At 52.7% G+C, this 17384-nt stretch carries 16 protein-coding genes and 1 tRNA gene; 11 read left to right on the forward strand and 6 right to left on the reverse strand.

Annotated features, from left to right (window positions below; translation table 11 throughout):
* Positions 1-25: 25 nt before the first annotated feature.
* The 3 genes from A11S_RS05710 to A11S_RS05715 form a co-directional block, all read right to left on the reverse strand.
* Positions 26-658 carry a hypothetical protein gene (locus tag A11S_RS05710; protein WP_015467547.1) on the reverse strand — a complete coding sequence of 211 codons (633 nt, stop codon included), beginning with the start codon at positions 656-658 and terminating at the stop codon, positions 26-28.
* A gap of 31 nt (positions 659-689) precedes the next feature.
* A complete protein-coding gene (locus A11S_RS11890; protein ID WP_148285111.1) occupies positions 690-1049 on the reverse strand; it encodes a hypothetical protein in 360 nt (119 codons plus the stop codon).
* Between the two features lie 189 nt (positions 1050-1238).
* Positions 1239-1328 (reverse strand) — tRNA-Ser (locus A11S_RS05715).
* A 115-nt stretch (positions 1329-1443) separates the two neighbouring features.
* Here A11S_RS05715 and A11S_RS05720 point away from each other — a divergent pair.
* The 9 genes from A11S_RS05720 to A11S_RS05760 all read left to right on the forward strand — a co-directional run bounded on the left by A11S_RS05720 (position 1444) and on the right by A11S_RS05760 (position 10693).
* Positions 1444-2220, forward strand: a complete 777-nt coding sequence (locus A11S_RS05720) for a YdcF family protein (protein ID WP_015467548.1) — start codon at positions 1444-1446, stop codon at positions 2218-2220.
* Positions 2221-2227: 7 nt separating this feature from the next.
* Positions 2228-3220 (forward strand): lytic murein transglycosylase, encoded by a 993-nt coding sequence (locus tag A11S_RS05725; protein WP_041802518.1) that lies wholly within the window; start codon positions 2228-2230, stop codon positions 3218-3220.
* A gap of 29 nt (positions 3221-3249) precedes the next feature.
* A complete protein-coding gene (locus A11S_RS05730) occupies positions 3250-4260 on the forward strand; it encodes a septal ring lytic transglycosylase RlpA family protein (protein ID WP_015467550.1) in 1011 nt (336 codons plus the stop codon).
* Positions 4261-4386: 126 nt separating this feature from the next.
* The gene (locus A11S_RS05735; RefSeq protein WP_015467551.1) at positions 4387-5661 is read left to right on the forward strand and encodes a D-alanyl-D-alanine carboxypeptidase family protein; all 1275 of its coding nucleotides are present in this window, start codon (positions 4387-4389) and stop codon (positions 5659-5661) included.
* A gap of 6 nt (positions 5662-5667) precedes the next feature.
* Positions 5668-6309, forward strand: coding sequence for a dTMP kinase (gene tmk / locus A11S_RS05740; protein WP_015467552.1), 642 nt, complete (start codon positions 5668-5670; stop codon positions 6307-6309).
* Positions 6306-7499 (forward strand): DNA polymerase III subunit delta', encoded by a 1194-nt coding sequence (locus A11S_RS05745; RefSeq protein ID WP_015467553.1) that lies wholly within the window; start codon positions 6306-6308, stop codon positions 7497-7499. Before tmk ends, A11S_RS05745 begins: the two co-directional genes overlap by 4 nt.
* Positions 7496-9070, forward strand: a complete 1575-nt coding sequence (gene metG / locus A11S_RS05750; protein ID WP_015467554.1) for a methionine--tRNA ligase — start codon at positions 7496-7498, stop codon at positions 9068-9070. The genes A11S_RS05745 and metG overlap by 4 nt, the downstream gene beginning before the upstream one ends.
* A 1-nt stretch (position 9071) precedes the next feature.
* Positions 9072-9893, forward strand: a complete 822-nt coding sequence (locus A11S_RS05755) for a TatD family hydrolase (RefSeq protein WP_015467555.1) — start codon at positions 9072-9074, stop codon at positions 9891-9893.
* Entirely contained in the window at positions 9890-10693 is an 804-nt protein-coding gene (locus A11S_RS05760) for an MBL fold metallo-hydrolase (protein WP_015467556.1), read from the forward strand. Before A11S_RS05755 ends, A11S_RS05760 begins: the two co-directional genes overlap by 4 nt.
* Positions 10694-10894: 201 nt before the next feature.
* Here the strand turns inward: A11S_RS05760 and A11S_RS05765 are convergent, their stop codons facing one another.
* Entirely contained in the window at positions 10895-13045 is a 2151-nt protein-coding gene (locus A11S_RS05765; protein WP_015467557.1) for a PAS domain-containing protein, read from the reverse strand.
* A gap of 246 nt (positions 13046-13291) precedes the next feature.
* Here A11S_RS05765 and A11S_RS05770 point away from each other — a divergent pair, with 246 nt between their 5' ends.
* The gene (locus A11S_RS05770; protein ID WP_015467558.1) at positions 13292-14221 is read left to right on the forward strand and encodes an EAL domain-containing protein; all 930 of its coding nucleotides are present in this window, start codon (positions 13292-13294) and stop codon (positions 14219-14221) included.
* 95 nt (positions 14222-14316) lie between these two features.
* Positions 14317-15120, forward strand: a complete 804-nt coding sequence (mazG, locus tag A11S_RS05775) for a nucleoside triphosphate pyrophosphohydrolase (protein WP_015467559.1) — start codon at positions 14317-14319, stop codon at positions 15118-15120.
* On the opposite strand, the gene A11S_RS05780 is transcribed toward mazG, so the two are convergent.
* Positions 15110-16240, reverse strand: a complete 1131-nt coding sequence (locus A11S_RS05780; RefSeq protein WP_015467560.1) for a hypothetical protein — start codon at positions 16238-16240, stop codon at positions 15110-15112. The genes mazG and A11S_RS05780 overlap by 11 nt on opposite strands.
* Positions 16237-17355: a hypothetical protein gene (locus tag A11S_RS05785; RefSeq protein WP_015467561.1), complete on the reverse strand. Its 1119-nt coding sequence runs from the start codon at positions 17353-17355 to the stop codon at positions 16237-16239. Before A11S_RS05785 ends, A11S_RS05780 begins: the two co-directional genes overlap by 4 nt.
* Positions 17356-17384 lie beyond the last annotated feature (29 nt).

Here is a 17384-nt window from a genome sequence, read left to right on the forward strand (position 1 = left end):
TTCCACCCAAAAACTGGCCGTTTCCTCAGGTTCCCTGCAGGATTTCCCCGCTGGTGCGCATCGCCTTTTTCATGATCTGGCGCCGCCACACCACATACAACGCAAACCCCCAATCCCCCGCCATCAGGAAGAACGGATAGGCCACCGTGTGCACCGTAAATTCCGGCACGGCCAGCAGGGCAAAGAAATACCGCAACCCCGCCCAGAAATACGACACCGGCGGCTCCCCCCACGGGTCATTCCACGATTTGCGAATGGTGGGATAGTAACTGAGGATATCAATCACCATCAACGCGATGATCGCAAAGAACGGATTTTGCGTGCCCATCCACACCGGAATAACGGCCAGCGCGCCGATAAACGCCAACCAATCCGACCGCGTAATATTTTTCTCCCCCACGAACAGGGACAAAAACGCAATCAACAGACACGTGACCGAAACAAACACCAACGCCCAAACCGACGCCCCGCCATCCAACGTGAATTGCGCATACGCACCAATCCCCACCATGATGCCCCAGTTCAGCCAACTGAACACATGCGGGCGGGTTTCCTTCTTATAGATGGAATGGAAATACGTCGCATACCGGATCAGCGAGACCAGGATGGCCAGGCTGAGGAACAGGATTTCGCGGGAGAGGGGGAGGTCTGGGGGCATATGATTTTTTTTGCTTATTGAGGACTAGGTCTTACCAGTCGGTTGTTATTTTATTATGCCCAAATGTGAATTTAAAAGGTTCACCTTTATTTGTTTTTCCGAATCCTACACCACTAGTCCCGTTAGAAGTGAAGTTAAAAGTTCCATGTCGACCATCCTCACACTCAAAAGTTCCAGAACCCGACACTCGAGAGTCTGCGTACTGAAATTTACCCATGCAGTTAATTCCAGACTCAGTCACCATGGACAGGGTCCCGCTTCCATTCATATGACCCGTTGCTTGGCCTAAGAATTTTTCTTGCCCTTTATTAAAGTCGCCTTGAACAGGGAGGGTAAGCGAGCAGCCTGTAAGTAGAAGGAGTGAAGTACAGGTTGCAAAAAATTTAATCATGGAGATCTCCAAAGCAAAAACTCTATTGTAGCCGTCGGGTGGGATTACTTTGCCTGCGGGCTTTGCCCTTGTCAAAGTTGCAATTTTCTAAATTCGCTACCGCTCATTAAGCAAATTGTCGAACCATGGGTTCGTTCACCGCACGCCACACCGCCATTAAAAAAGCCCCCATGGCGGGGGCTTTTTTAATGGCGGAGAGGGTGGGATTCGAACCCACGGAGGGCGTGAACCCTCGCTGGTTTTCAAGACCAGAGCCTTAAACCACTCGACCACCTCTCCGTGACCATTATTCGACTGTGGTTTGATTGCAGGCATATTTAAGGTTTTGGATAAGCCATGTCCAGCCCCCAATCGCGCTTGGTCAACAGGGAAGGGGGGTGGTAGCCTCGAACCCATGACATTCTGGCTTTCAAAAATCCTGTGGGCGGTGATCAGCCCGATGAATATGGCCGCCATCCTGTTGGTTTTCGGGGTGGGGTTGGGGCCGTTTTTTCGGCGGGTCGGGTATGGGTTTTGTGCCTGTGCGTTGGCCATTATTGTGGTTTTTGGGGTTTTGCCGACGGGGTCGAACCTGGTCGTCTGGCTGGAACGGCAAATTCCGGCCCCGGCCAGCCTGCCCGATGATGTGACGGGCATTCTGGTGTTGGGCGGGATGTTTGAAACGCGCCTGTATAATGAAGTGTCCGGGCCGCAATTGAATGAGAATGTGGATCGCGCGCTCAAGGCTATGGAAATTGGGCGCAAATACCCGCAGGCCAAAATTGTGTTCAGCGGCGGCACCGGGTTCCTGACCGACAATGCCCGGACCGAGGATATGGACATCGCCGATTTTCTGGCGCGGCAGGGCTATCCGCTGGACAATGTGATTTTCGAAAATCAATCCCGCAATACTTATGAAAATATTCTGGACAGCAAAGAGCTGATCCAGCCGGGCATTGGCGAGCGATGGATCCTGATCACATCGGCCTATCATATGCCGCGGGCCATGGCGGTGATTGAGGAATTGGGCTGGGGCACGGTCATTATTCCGGTGCCGGTCGATTACCGGACCAATGGCCAATATCGCATCGCACCACGGCGTCTGGATGTTCTGGGTGAACTCTATCGGTCGACGATTGCTATAAAAGAAATCATAGGATTAAATGCGTATAGATTCTTGGGGAGAGCATAAACCAATCATGCGCAAAATTTTGTCGTATTTCGCTTTGTCTTTGTCACTGTCCGGCATGTTCGCGGGCAGCGCGCTGGCGCAGGGGGCAAGCTTTCCCGACTGGCTGCGCAATTTCAAAAGCGAAGCCGCGCGCGAAGGCGTGTCGCAACAGACCATTGATGCCGTCTTGGGCGGGATCAGCCCGATCCAGCGCGTCATCGACCTGGACCGCAAACAGCCCGAGGGCAAAATCGGTTTCGCCAAATACAAATCCAACGTCATCACCCAAGGCCGCATTGATGAGGGGCGCAGCCTGTTGCGCCAGCATTGGAACGACCTGAAACGCATTGAAAGCCAATATGGCGTGCCGCCGCAATATGTGGTCGCGCTGTGGGGCATGGAAACCAGCTATGGTAAAAACACGGGCGGGTTTGATGTTGTTGACGCGCTGGCCACACTGGCATGGGAAGGGCGCCGGGCGGAGTTTTTCAAGAAAGAATTGCTGGATGCCCTGAAAATCATCGACCAGGGCCACACCAGCGCCGATAACATGCGCGGGTCATGGGCCGGGGCCATGGGGCAATGCCAATTTATGCCGTCCAGCTTCCGCAACTTTGCCGTCGATTATAACGGTGACGGGCGCAAGGATATTTGGGGTACGCGCGCCGATGTGTTTGCATCCGCCGCGAATTACCTGTCGAAAAGCGGGTGGAAACATGACGAGCGTTGGGGCCGCAAGGTGTCGGCACCGGCTGGTCTGCCCAAGGGTTTGGAAACACGCAAAAGCATATCCGAATGGGCGCGATTGGGTGTGAAACAGGTCGATGGTTCACCCCTGCCGAAATCGGATACCATCATGGCCTCGCTGGTCGTGCCGGAAGGCGGAAATGGCGAAGCGTATCTGGCGTATGACAATTACCGCGTGATCATGAAATGGAACCGTTCGATTTATTTCGCAACGTCCGTTGGCCTGTTGGCTGATCTGATTGCCAAGGGTGCGCCGACGCACCTGAACCCATAATCATCGAAAGTGAAACGAGTCCAAGGCTAATGAAAAAGTTTTTCCTGCTGGTTGTTGCATCGCTGTTCCTGTCCGCCTGTACCGAAATGGAATATGCGTCGCACCTGACGAAGCAAGCGATGGGCCCGGATGGACAATACGCATCAAACACTGGCGGCAGTGTCGGGCACACCAAACTGCCCGATGGAAAGACGCATGAAGGTCTGTACAAGGTTGGCAAGCCGTACAAGATCGAAGGGCAGTGGTATTACCCAAAGGAAACCTATAGCCATGTGGAAACGGGTATCGCGTCATGGTACGGCCCCGGTTTCGATGGCAAACGCACGGCCAGCGGTGAAATTTTCAACAGTGATGAATTGACCGCCGCGCACCGCACGTTGCAAATGCCCTCGCTGGTACGTGTCACCAATCTGGATAATGGTAAAGCGGTTATTGTCCGCGTGAATGATCGTGGCCCATATAAGCGGGGCCGCGTCATCGACCTGTCAAAACGCGCCGCCGATTTGCTGGGCTTCCGCAATCTGGGCACGGCCAAGGTGAAAATTGAATTGCTGCCGGAGGAAAGCCTGATGGCCGCCAACATGGCGAAGCAGGGACAAAGCACCAAGGGCATCGAACTGGCTGCGAATAATGGCAAGCTGTCGGCACCAACGGCGCAGCGCGGCAGTGTCCAGACCGCATCGCTGAACAACGACACATCCATCGTCGGTCGTCCGGCCAGTGTTGAAAGCGAAGTTTTACCGCCGGGCCATACCGATGCCACGGGCCGGTATCTGCCTGACCCGATTGTGACCCAGATGCCCGTCACCCGCACCGGAATTTATGTACAGGCCGGGGCCTTTACCGTGCGTGAAAATGCGGAAAACCTGAAAAACACGCTCGGCTCGCTGGGGTCCGTTTCGGTTCACACGGCCAATGTGAAGGGGCAGCAATTCTACCGCGTCCGTATCGGCCCGGTCGCCGATGTCACCGCCGCGGATAAAATGCTGAACACCGTGGTCGGCATGGGGCATAACAATGCCCTGATCGTGGTGGACTAAACGTCCCGGATAATCACAAAAAATCCTTGTAAATCCGGGGTAAACCCGTTGATTTTCGGGCTGTTTCGGGGTCTTATGGGGCCTTGAAACACGCCTCACCCCTCTTCGACCTTTGGGAAGATCACGATGACCAAGATTAAGTCCTTGATTCTAACAGTTTTAATCGCTGTTTTCGCCCTGCCGATGGCCGCGATGGCCCAGCCGGATGACAAGCTGGACAGCGCATCATCTTTTGATATGCAAAAACTGATGAACCGGGCCATTTCCGGCAATCTGAACGACCAGACGACGGCGAAACAGGCGATTATCATCGATTATGACACCGGCATGGTCCTGATGGAGAAGGACGCGGACGCCCAAATGCCGACCGCGTCGATGAGCAAGACCATGACCCTGCACATGGTGTTCAAGGCGTTGAAAGAGGGCAAAATCGCCCTCGATACCATGTTACCGGTCAGTGAGAAGGCTTGGAAAATGCAAGGCTCCAAAATGTGGGTCGAGCTGGGCAAATCCGTATCGGTTGAAGATCTGATCCGCGGCGTGGCCATTCAATCCGGTAACGATGCCACCATCGTTCTGGCCGAAGGCCTGGCCGGGACGGAGGAAGCCTTCGCCACCATGATGAACGAAGAAGCCAAACGCATCGGCATGATGAACAGCAATTTCACCAATGCCAGCGGCTGGCCCGACCCGAACCATTATTCAACGGCACGCGACCTGGCCATTCTGGCGGTTGATACCATTCGCAACTATCCGGAATACTACCCGTATTATGCTGAACTGGAATTCACCTATCACAATATCCGTCAGGCCAACCGCAACCCGATCCTGACCCAAAATCTGGGCGCAGACGGAATTAAAACGGGCCACACGGAAGAAGCGGGCTATGGCCTCATGGCGTCTGCCGTGCGTGATGGTCGCCGCATTGTGCTGGTGATCAACGGTTTGGACAGCATGGCCGCCCGTGCGCAGGAATCGGCCCGTCTGGTGGCCTGGGCACAGAGCACGTTTGAAAACGTTTCCCTGTTCAAAGCCGGAGATGTCGTAGAAGAAGCCGAAGTTGTCATGGGCCAATCCGCCACGGTTCCGCTGGTGGTGGAAGAGGGGATTAAAATCACCCTGAAAAAAGCCATGCGCAACGATCTGAAGGTCAGCGTCCTGTACAAGGGGCCGTTGCAGGCTCCTGTGAAAAAGGGCGACGTTGTTGGCTCTTTGAAAGTCGAAGCCCCGGGCTTGCACCCGTTTGAGGTGCCGCTGGTTGCTGGTGCGGATGTGGCCGAACTGGGCCTGTTTGCCAAGACGATTGAGAAGGCGAAAGTGATGATCGGACAGAAAAAAGCATCTGCGCCGACCCAAGCCGAGCCGGTTGTAAAAAGCGCCGCCGAACCGGTTGCGCAATAACAATCAATGGCACGCGGATTGTTCATTACACTGGAAGGTGGCGAAGGATCGGGAAAATCGACCCAGATCCGCCTTCTGGCTGAACATCTGACGGCGCTTGGCCATGATGTTGTGACCACCCGCGAACCCGGCGGCACACCGGAAGCGGAAAAAATCCGCCACCTTCTGGTTCACCGCGACGGGGGGGATTGGACCCCGATTGCGGAAACATTCCTGTTGTTCGCCGCACGATCCATGCACACGGAAACCTTGATTAAACCGGCGCTGGCCGCGGGCAAGATTGTGATTTCCGACCGCTTTGCGGATTCCACACGCGCCTATCAGGCCTATGCCGGTGGGTTGGCCTTGGATACGGTGGAGCAGATTAACACACTGGCGCTTGGTGATTTTAAACCGGACCTGACCATCATTCTTGATATGCCCGCCGCCGATGGTTTGGCGCGGGCGGGAAAACGTCTGTCGGATGATAATTCCGGCGAAGACCGTTTTGAAAAAAAGGGCATTGCCTTCCACGAAAAACTGCGTGACGGATATCTGGCGATTGCCAAGGCTGAACCGAACCGCTGTATCGTCATCAACGCGGCGCAAGACATTCAATCGGTTGCCGCCACCATCGCATCCTGTGTCACGCAAAAGGTGGCCGCATGATGTTCGATGATTTTGACGATCTGGACGATTTACAGGACGAAGACGGCGCATCTGGCACGGATACGGCCGAGGGTGTTGATCTGCCTGAACCGCGCCTGAACATGGAATGTTTCGGGCATGATGATATTGAACGCCAAATGCTGGAACTGTTCAACGCGGGCCGCATGCCGCATGGTTTGGTGTTCGCCGGACCAAAGGGCATTGGCAAGGCCACGTTCGCGTACCGTCTGGCCCGCTTCCTGCTGAAACATGGCAAGGCTGATGCGGCGGATGCGGGGCCGTCCTTGTTCGGTGATCCGCTACCGGCAACGCCAACTGTGCATGACACATTAAACGTCGATGCCGAGGACCAGGTGGTCCGATTGATTTCATCGGGCGGTCATCCGGATTTGCTGACCATCGAACGTGCGGTTGATGAAAAAACCGGCGCGCGCAAAGAGGGCGTCAGTGTTGATGACGCACGCAAGGTCACCCCGTTCCTGCACATGACGGCCTCCATGGGCGGATGGCGCGTGGTTATTCTGGACGATGCGGACACCATGAACCGCAACAGTCAGAACGCCATCCTGAAGATTCTGGAAGAACCGCCATCAAACACCGTTTTGATTTTGATTGCGCACCGCCCCGGCGCATTGATCCCAACCATTCGGTCGCGAACGCGTTTTATTGAATTTAACACGCTGAACGACGATCTGATGGCGCGACTTCTGACCCGCGTGAAGCCGGATTTACGCAGTGATGAATGCGACGTTCTATGTGCCATTGCCCAAGGCTCTATCGGACAGGCTCTCAATCTGATGGATGAAGAGGGGCTGAAGGCGATGGATCGCCTGGTCGCGGTCTTGCAAAACTGGCCCAATCTGGATTGGAAAGACATCCACCATGTCGCCGATTATTTCGGGCAAAAAGGCCAGGAAAACGCGCAACAGAGTTTTCAGGACATTCTGTTGTGGATCGTATCCACGATGGTCAAGGCACGTGCGCGCGGTGTAAAGGGCGAGGGCGGATTGCCCCGCGCTTTGTCCGCGCCTGTCTTTGGCCAAATTCTGCGCCATTACAATGTTGAACAATGGGTCGGCATTCATGACGCGCTGATCTGTCATTTCGCAACTGTTAAATACGGGACGCTGGACCGCCGTTATGCGGCGTTCGGGGCCTTTTCAATTCTCTCCGGAGCTGAGCAAAAATGAGCAAGAATTTTTACATCACAACCGCCATCGCTTACGCCAACGGCGCGCCACATTTGGGGCATGCGTACGAAGCCATTTTAACGGATGTTATGGCGCGATTTAAGCGTCTGGATGGATACAACACGTTCTTCATGACCGGTATGGATGAACACGGGGAAAAGGTTGCAACGACCGCTGAAAAAAACGGCATGTCCCCCCGCGCCTTTACCGACACAATTGCCGAAAAATTCACCGCGCTGGATGATCGCATGAATGTGTCGTACGACCGTTTCATCCGCACGACGGAAGAAGCGCATTACAAAGCATCCCAGACATTGTGGGAAGAAATTGCCAAAAACGGCGATATCTACGTCGATGCCTATGCCGGATGGTATTCCGTTCGCGACGAATCCTATTTCGGCGAAGATGAATTAACCACCGATGGCGCGGGCAAAAAATTTGCGCCCTCCGGTGCCGAAGTGGTGTGGAAGGAAGAGCCCAGCTATTTCTTCCGCTTGTCTGCCTACACACAAAAACTTCTGGATTTGTATGAATCGAACCCCGATTTCATCGAACCGGCCAGCCGCCGCAATGAAATTCTGGCGTTCGTGAAACAGGAAGGGGGGTTAAAAGACCTCTCCATCTCCCGCACCACGTTTGACTGGGGCGTGCCCGTTCCGAACGACCCGAAACATGTGATGTATGTATGGCTGGACGCGCTGACCAACTACATCACGGGTATTGGTTACCCCGACACGAGCAGTGAAAATTACAAAAACTTCTGGCCCGCCGACGTGCATGTGATTGGCAAGGATATCACCCGGTTCCACGCCATTTACTGGCCTGCGTTTTTGATGGCCGCCAAATTGCCGTTGCCGAAGAAGATCTTCGCCCATGGGTTTATCAATGTTGATGGACAAAAAATGTCAAAATCACTCGGGAACGTGGTGTCGCCGGGTGACTTGCTGGATATGTATGGCGTTGATCAAACCCGTTATTTCCTGATGCGTGAAATCCCGCACGGGCAAGACGGAAATTTCAGCCATGAACAGGCGGTCCTGCGGATTAACAGCGACCTTGCCAACTCCCTTGGCAACCTGGCGCAACGCACCTTGTCCCAGATCGCCAAAAATTGTGGCGGAGCGGTTCCAGCCCCCGGCCCATTGACGGACGAAGACCGCGAATTACTTGAGTCGGCACAGGTGAAGATGATTGAATCCGTGCGCGGTGAATTTGAAAAATTCCACATCCATCGCGCGATCGAAGACATCATGCGCGTGGCCTATGACGCCAACGCCTATATCGACAAACAGGCGCCGTGGGCATTGAAGAAGACAGACGTTCCGCGCATGGAAACGGTTTTGTATGTCCTGGCCGAGGTTATTCGGTGTCTGGCCATCATTATGCAGCCGATCACGCCGGAAGCGGCCGCAAAAATGCTGGATCAACTGTCTATTCCGGCGAATGCGCGTGGATTTGATACATTGAACGCCGCCCATGCGATCAAGGCGGGCACGACATTGCCGGCCCCGACCGGTGTCTTCCCGCGTATGGCCACGGAAACGGAAACCGCAAAACAAGCGAACGCGTAATATGTATATCGATTCCCACTGCCATTTGAATCATAACCGCCTGTTGAATATCGGCGGACCGGATCAGGTGATTGCAAATGCCAATGCGGCGGGCGTCGATGGCATGCTGAGCATTTGCTGCCGTATCTCGGATGAATTTCCGCAAATTCTGGATCTGGTGTCCAACCGGAAAAACATCTGGTGCACGATTGCCACGCACCCGCACGAAGCCAGCGACCCGGCGGAAAAAGCCGTGACGCAGTCCGATCTGGTGTCCATGGCGAAATCGCACCCGAAAATTATCGGCATCGGTGAAAGCGGCCTCGATTACTTCTACGAACACGCCACGCGTGAGGATCAGCAGAATTCGTTCCGCAAACATTTGCGCGCCTGCATTGAAACCAACCTTCCCGTTGTCGTTCACGCCCGCGATGCCGATGATGATATTATCCGTATCATTCGGGAAGAGGGGGCCGGGACCAATTTAACCGGCGTCATGCACTGTTTTTCCTCCACCCGAAAAATGGGTGAAGAGGCACTGGAATGCGGGTTTTACATCTCATTCTCCGGCATCGTGACATTCAATAAATCACAAGAATTGCGCGACTTTGCGCGCGACGTTCCGCTGGATCGGATTTTGATCGAAACTGATGCGCCATATCTGGCGCCGGAACCATTCCGTGGAAAGATTAACGAGCCGGCCTTGGTTGTTCATACGGCGCGCACTGTGGCCGACACGCACAAAATTTCCGCGCGCGATCTGGCCGCGAAATCACGTGAGAATTTTTTCAGACTGTTTCCACGTGCGCTGGATACATTTGTGGCCGATGGTACCGCCGCATGAGCAAAAAAGTTAAATTAACCATTTTGGGATGTGGCAATTCCGCCGGCGTGCCGGAAATCGGCAATCATTGGGGCGCATGCGATCCGAATGAACCACGCAACCGCCGCACACGCGCCAGCATTGCGTTACAGGACGATCAAACAACGTTTATCGTTGATACGGGCCCGGATTTTCGTGAACAGCTCAACCGCGAAAATATCACGCATGTGGACGGTATTTTCTATACCCATGCGCACAGCGACCATATTGGCGGCATCGACGAATTGCGCGTGTTCAGCAAACGCACGAAATCTATGATTCCGCTCTATGGCGATCAAAAAACCATCGATGAAGTTCGCTATCGTTTTGAATACATGTTCAACGACATTGATGATGGTTTATATCCGGCCGTGTGCAGCACGCATGCATTTCACGACCACGAATACGGCCAGATCAAGCATTTTGGAACAATCCCGGCGATCCCGTTTATACAGGACCATGGATTCCGCCAATCACTGGGCATCCGGGTTGGTGATCTGGCGTATTCAACGGACATGGTAAATTTGGACGAAGCCGCGCTGGAAACACTCAAAGGCGTCCGTGTCTGGATCGCCGATGCGGCTGGATACAAAATGCCGAAAAACTATGTGCATGCGACACTGACGCAGGTTTTTAAACTGAATGAAGTTATTCGCGCTGAACAAGTCTACATCACACACATGGCCGCGTTCATGGATTACAAAACATTGTGTGAAGAATTGCCGCCGGGTTACGCGCCGGCCTATGATGGCCTGACGCTGGAAACGATTGTGGATGATTGATTACGGATCTGCTGATAAACGGTAAGAAACGCTTTATACAAGAACCACATAAGCACCCTTTTCTTACCCTATGTTTTATTTTCCATAATATACATTATCACATCATTATCCGTCATATTTCCCAGCTTTAAGCCTAATAAAAAACGCCCCGCAACATGTCTGCGGGACGCTTTCATTTGGCACGCGGTACGCCGCGCCGCCTTACTTTTTCGTCTTCTTGATGCTCTCACTGATCATCGCAACCGCATTTGATGTTGTCTGCGAATTGGTTGAGATGTCTTTGACGATGATGCTTTGCTCCTCAATCGCACTGGCGACGCCAGCCACATAGCCATTCACCGAATCCGCGGATTCTATAATTGCGTGTACGGCATTTGCGACTTGGCTGGAAATTTGCTGAACCTTTGAAATTTCTTGCGCAATATCGTCTGTGGCTGACGCCGTTTGCGTGGCCAGGTTTTTGACTTCACTGGCCACGACGGAAAATCCTTTTCCGGCTTCACCGGCCCGTGCAGCTTCAATCGTTGCGTTCAAGGCCAGCAGATTAACCTGTTCGGCAATGTCCTTGATCAGGTTCACGATCTCTTCCATATCGCGCATCGTCGAAACCAGATTTTCGCTGGATTCTTTGGAGGCTTGTACTTTATTGACAATATCCTCTGTGGCCTGCTTCGAACGGGCCATATTTGTCGATATTTCGTTGATTGAATGGGATAATTCTTCCGTTGCACGCGCAACACTGCTGACATTTACACCGGTTTGATCGGTCAAATTGATCATATCGGTTACATCGGTGGCATATTTAACCACTTTGAACGGCTTTCCGTTCAGGTCGAACACAGGGTTATACGATGCCTGAATCCAAACTTCGTCACCATTCTTTGTAATCCGCTTGAACACGCGCGCATCAAAATTTCCGGCACGTAAATTATCCCAGAATTTTTTATACTCTGCGCTTTCAACCTGCGCCTTATCGACAAACATCGCATGATGTTTTCCGCGAATCTCGTTCATGGTATATCCCATGAAATTCAGGAAAATATCATTGGCCTGAATAATGGTTCCATCCATATTGAAATGGATTACGGCCTGGGATTTATTGATGGCTTCAATCTGGCCTTGATAATCCGCATTGCTCAATTTTGCATCTGTTACATCAACGGCAAATTTAACAACTTTGAACGGCTTTCCATGCTCGTCCAAAATGGGGTTGTACGTGGCATTGATCCAAAATTCGCGCCCGCCTTTTCCAATGCGCTTATACTCACCCGATTGATATTCACCGCGCCGCAACGCATTCCAAAATTCTTTGTATTCTTGGCTGGCCGCGTGTTCAGGTGTGGCAAACATTGAATGATGTTTGCCCACAATCTCGTTTAAATCGCTATATCCGGATGCACGCAGAAAATGGTCGTTTGCGGCTAGGATCGTACCGTTCATATCAAATTCAATGACGGCCTGTGATTTTCGAATGGCGTGCATTTGGCCACGGAATTCAGCATCGATATGTTTTTGCTTTTCCGCCTGCTCGGCCAAAGACCGCTCACGCAACAGGCCATCACGGAGAACATTGACGGAGCGAGCCATATCCCCGACTTCGTTACCGTAATCGAGGTATGGCACATTCTCAGACAGTTGTCCCTGCGCCAACGTTCTGAGATAAGAACACAGCCCGCGCAAGGGCCCCCTCAGCGAGTTTTGAACGAAGAAGAACGAGAACACCAGCGCAAACAAAACCCCGATAACGGATGAATTGATCAGCAACGCTTTCACTTTTCCCCGAACGGATTCAATGTGCTCGTACGTCTTTACAATATCGGCTTCGTTCTTTGCGGCGAATTCAACCAATGATTTGTTGAACGCCTGGCGGTTATTTCGGTTTTGGTCGTTATCACCATAAACGCGGGCCGCCGCGGCACCCTCTTCCATGCCTAAACGCACGACTTCTGATCTGAATTTAACAAAATCGTCGGCAGATTTTTTTAATGCGGCAAAGGCGTCTTTATCCTCTGGCTTAATAATTTTTTCCCATTCGGATACCGTGCTCTGGATGACAGAAAGGTTTTTTGTGAGCGGCTTTGCAAATTTCTCAACTTCCGCAGGATCGCGCGCCATATAAACACCGCGCGAATCCATCACAACCGCATAAACCAACCCGTTTATTTTTTCGCTGTATTGCGCTCTAGCTGATGCATTCTGAATGCTGGACGTTGCATGCTGATACTGACTTAACCCGTAATATCCCAGACCAGCCAGCCCGAGCGCCAGCGCCGAAAGGAACAGAACCAACCCGATAATTTTGTGTACAACGGAAATGTTTTTGAACACGGTCATGATGATGCCAATCCACACAGAGAATTACGCCATTAGGACAGGTTAGAATTGCAACCTTATACAATCCTTACGATGCGCTTTTCCTCTTTAAGGAATTGGATATTCTGTTTTAGAAAACAAGAGATTAGCTCCTGTATAAAATTACCAATCGTATGCGGAAATAAAATTGCCGAAACCTCTATAACATCTTAAAATATAAACGTTTCTTTACGATTATCTCATATAGTCAACATACGAAGCATCGATCTCAACTGGGCATGGGGCATGAACAAAAACCGCACAGCATTGTTTCAGGATTTGATCGCCGTGACCCGCATGGATCTCGACATGAAACATGCGGCGGGCGCTGTGTCTGATCACGATGCGCAGATTGCTGGCGAACTGCTCGCGGCGCTGGCGGCTGGGCGGTACCATTTTATTGCTGAAACATGGCACAATAATCACGATGAAAGCGCGGATCTGGTTACCTATCCGGCCGAATTGTTGCTGCGGGCTTATACGGTTGATGGAACGGCGATCAAGCCGCTGGAACCCATCACCATCTTGTCCCGTTCCGGCCTGCAATCGAATTTTGATCAAGCTTTGATTTTGGCGGGCCTTGATCAGGCCCTGTCCCAGGGTTTGCATCCCGTATCCATTAACACCTCGGCCCGTAACGTTTCAAACCCCAGCTTCTGGTATGACGTCTGCGATATGCTGAGTGATGATTTCACGCCCGAGGAAATCCACGGCCAGCTTACGCTGGAAGTGACCGAGGACGATCTGGCCGACAGCCCATGCCGTGACATTCTCCTCGCTATGAAGCGGCAATTTGGGTGCAGCTTTGCCATTGATGATTTTTACCATGACTATGTCGAAAATAGCGGCCACCATGGAATTGGCAGCCGTGATTGGTTACGGCTGGATAATCTGCGCGACATCGTTGATTACGTTAAAATTGACGGCGTGACGGTTGAGGCCGCACTGGATAGGGATAGCCCCTTTAATCTGGCTGACCTGGTGGACCGGATCAAACATATCGTTCCCGACGTTAAAATCGTTCTGGAGCGGATCAAGAATGCGGATCAGGCCCACGCATTCAATGCGGTCAGTGATGCCGTTCAGGGACTGCACCTCACCCATGATCGCGACACGTTCCGGCGCGAGCTGTTTATCGCGGCGCGAAACTTTCCCCCGCGCCCGGAAAACCTGTAGTTTTTATTTTCATATCCCCCTTACCGGTTTTATTTGCCCGGCACTTCTGACATAGTGCCCGTCGTGAACGAACGCACACGAAGGATTCCTGAACGATGACCGCCAACACCCCGCACGATCCCTGCCCCTCGATGAAGGAATTGATTGCCGTTATGGCAAAATTGCGCGACCCCAATGGTGGTTGCCCGTGGGATCTGGTGCAGAATTTTGAAACCATCGCGCCCTATACGATCGAAGAAGCCTATGAGGTCGCCGAGGCGATCAACACCAACGACATGAAGTCGTTGCAGGAGGAATTGGGCGATTTGCTGATGCAGGTGGTTTATCACGCCCAAATGGCGTCCGAGGCGGGTCATTTCACATTCGAAGATGTCGTGGCCGGTATCACCGCCAAAATGATCCACCGCCACCCGCACGTGTTTGGCGAGGCCAAGGCTGCCGATGCCAAGGATGTCGAAAAACGCATATGGGAAGACCAGAAGGACAAGGAAAAAGGCCCCCGCGACAGCATTCTGGATGACGTTCCCCATGCCCTGCCCGCTTTGATGCGTGGACAAAAGCTGGCCAAACGTGCGGCGCGCGTCGGGTTTGAATGGCCCGAGGCGGTTCATGTTCTGGACAAGCTGGAAGAAGAAATCGCCGAACTGCGTGAAGCGCTGGCCGGTAAAAACCAGGCCGAGATTCAGGACGAGCTGGGCGATATGATGTTCTGCCTGATGAATTTTGGGCGCATGCTGGACCTGGATGCCGAAGAAACATTGCGCAAAACAAATGATAAATTTGAGCGCCGTTTCAGAGGGATAGAGCGCGATCTTAAAGCAATGAATAAAGAATTTTCTGACACGAATCTGGAGGAAATGGAGGCGCTGTGGCAGGCGCAAAAACGCATCACGGGCTAGGTTTTACCCGGGCAGCGCAGTACCGTTTTTCGACTGCAATACAATGCGTTATTGCCTTTTCTTCATATTCATCTTGACGGGCGGCAATATCAAAAAATTGCAGCAGATGACCCGATGCAGGATGGAGTTTTTCAGTGATAAACGCCTGCTCAGCCCCGTCTTCATGATTATATTTATCACGATCATCACCGGCATAATCCGGAGCGCAGAAAATATCTCCAGCCACTCCTTCGATCAGAACACCGTGCGCCAGATCCGCACGGCCAGCATCTGGAATAATACCAATACCCCCCGCAGGATCATTCGAGGCCAGAAACACCGGCAAAACAGCGGCGCCGTTTTTCTTGTACAGCGCACTTAGGGACTCGGTATAGCCATACCCATCACTGCGGCAGCCCAACAAATGGTGCGCACCAATATTCTGCACCATGACGTTGATGTGATGATCCTGCATAAAGGCCAGACCACGTTTCGCCATCACCCAATTGCGCACAGCCATACCGCTTGTGCTGACGGCGTCGCTGACATATTCATCGTCGCGCGCATAGATCAGCGCTCCCGCCTGAACCAGCTGATCGGTCATATCAAGCATCGTTTCGTTGAGCGAGAAATCCCGGGCCGCATCGTTGAAAATCGTTGGAATATCATTGTGATACAGGAAGGCATTAAAATTCTTCTCCGCCACCGGGGCCCATTCCGGGCGCATACACACAATGGATGCCGCCAAAGATGCGGTTCCGCGCGGATCAAACGGGATCAGGGTGTCGTAATACCCATCACCATGACTGACATCCAGCCCCATGGCTTCGGTCATCATATGGGCAAGCGCGTTGCTGGGGCGTTCCATCGCCTGGGCGAAGACGGTTCCCCGGTCGTGCAATGTCGCAGCGACCAGATGTTGTAATTCCAAATGCGCCGACATGTTATGCGTTTCGCCAATCAGGATGACGAGCGGAACATCATCCGGCAATGCGGCCCGCATCTGTGCGGCCGCCCCCACAATAATGTTGGCCGCCGGACGCAAATCATACGGGTTGGCGGAGCAATTGATGTAATGCGCCGCAATGCCATCACGGGCCGACTTGATGGTTGTTTCGGAAAACGGATCAAACGGGCTCATGCACACAGGCTCGCTTTATGGCGCAGGCGGCTCTCATGGTGCTGCTTGACGATACGGTTGCAATGGTCGCGGATGGAATCGATATGCCGCCCCATGTCGCGTTCGGTGTCAAAAAACTGTGTTAATTGGCCAGAATTACCATGCAGTTTTTCGATAATAAATGCACGCTCCGCACCATCATCATGGCTCTCCGCTCTGAATTCATCATCGGCAAGCCCCTGAATCAGAACACCGTTTTTCAGGTGTGGCAAACGCTGTTCGGGGATCGTATGGACCCCACCATCGTGGTCGGATGTAGTGATAAAGACTGGAAGAACCGCCGCCCCGGCCGCTTGATAAGCCTGCATCAAGGACTGAACGGGGGCATCAAATCCCCCATATTTTTGCCCCAACACGTGCGCCCTGCCCGTATTTTGCACGATCGTATCCATCCCATGGCTGGCCGCGAACGCGACGCCGCGCACGGCCATGTTCTGGTTGCGTACACCAATTCCACCCGGGCCATAAATGTGGATGCCGTTCTTCTTGGTGATGTGACATGCCTGCGCCGCGGCAACATTGAATGGGTTATGCATGTCCAAATAACCATCACCCTGATCATTAAAATCACGGGCAGCATCATTGAAAATACAGGGAATTTTGTTTTCGTAGCAAAACGCCATCAAATTGGTTTGCGCCGCCGGTGCATCGCTGGCTTCGACGCATCGTGTCATGTGGGACAATAACCCACCAACACCATCCACATCCAAATCCAGAATATCTTCGCTGTTCAGTGGGCCCAATTCCGGCATGTTTGTCGTGATAAGCTGCGCCAACGTGTTGGCGCTTAATTCATATCCCATGCAAAAACGCTGGCCCTGTGCCTGCATCTTCGCGGCAACCATGTGCTGTAATTCAATATGGGCGGAACATGTGTGCTTTTCACCCATCAAGATGACCAGCGGCGTTCCTGGCGCTAACTCGGCCCGCATACGGCCGGCGGCTTCGATGATCAGGTCGGCGGCGGGGCGCAAATCATAGGGGTTGGCGGAGCAATCAATTGTATATCCCGCACATTCATCTTTCGCCTGAAAGATGGAGGCATTCGATGATGCATTGATTGTGCTTGCGACCATTGTAAATCCCGCTAAACGCTTACGCAGTA

Source organism: Micavibrio aeruginosavorus EPB, from assembly GCF_000348745.1.
Classification (GTDB): domain Bacteria; phylum Pseudomonadota; class Alphaproteobacteria; order Micavibrionales; family Micavibrionaceae; genus Micavibrio; species Micavibrio aeruginosavorus_A.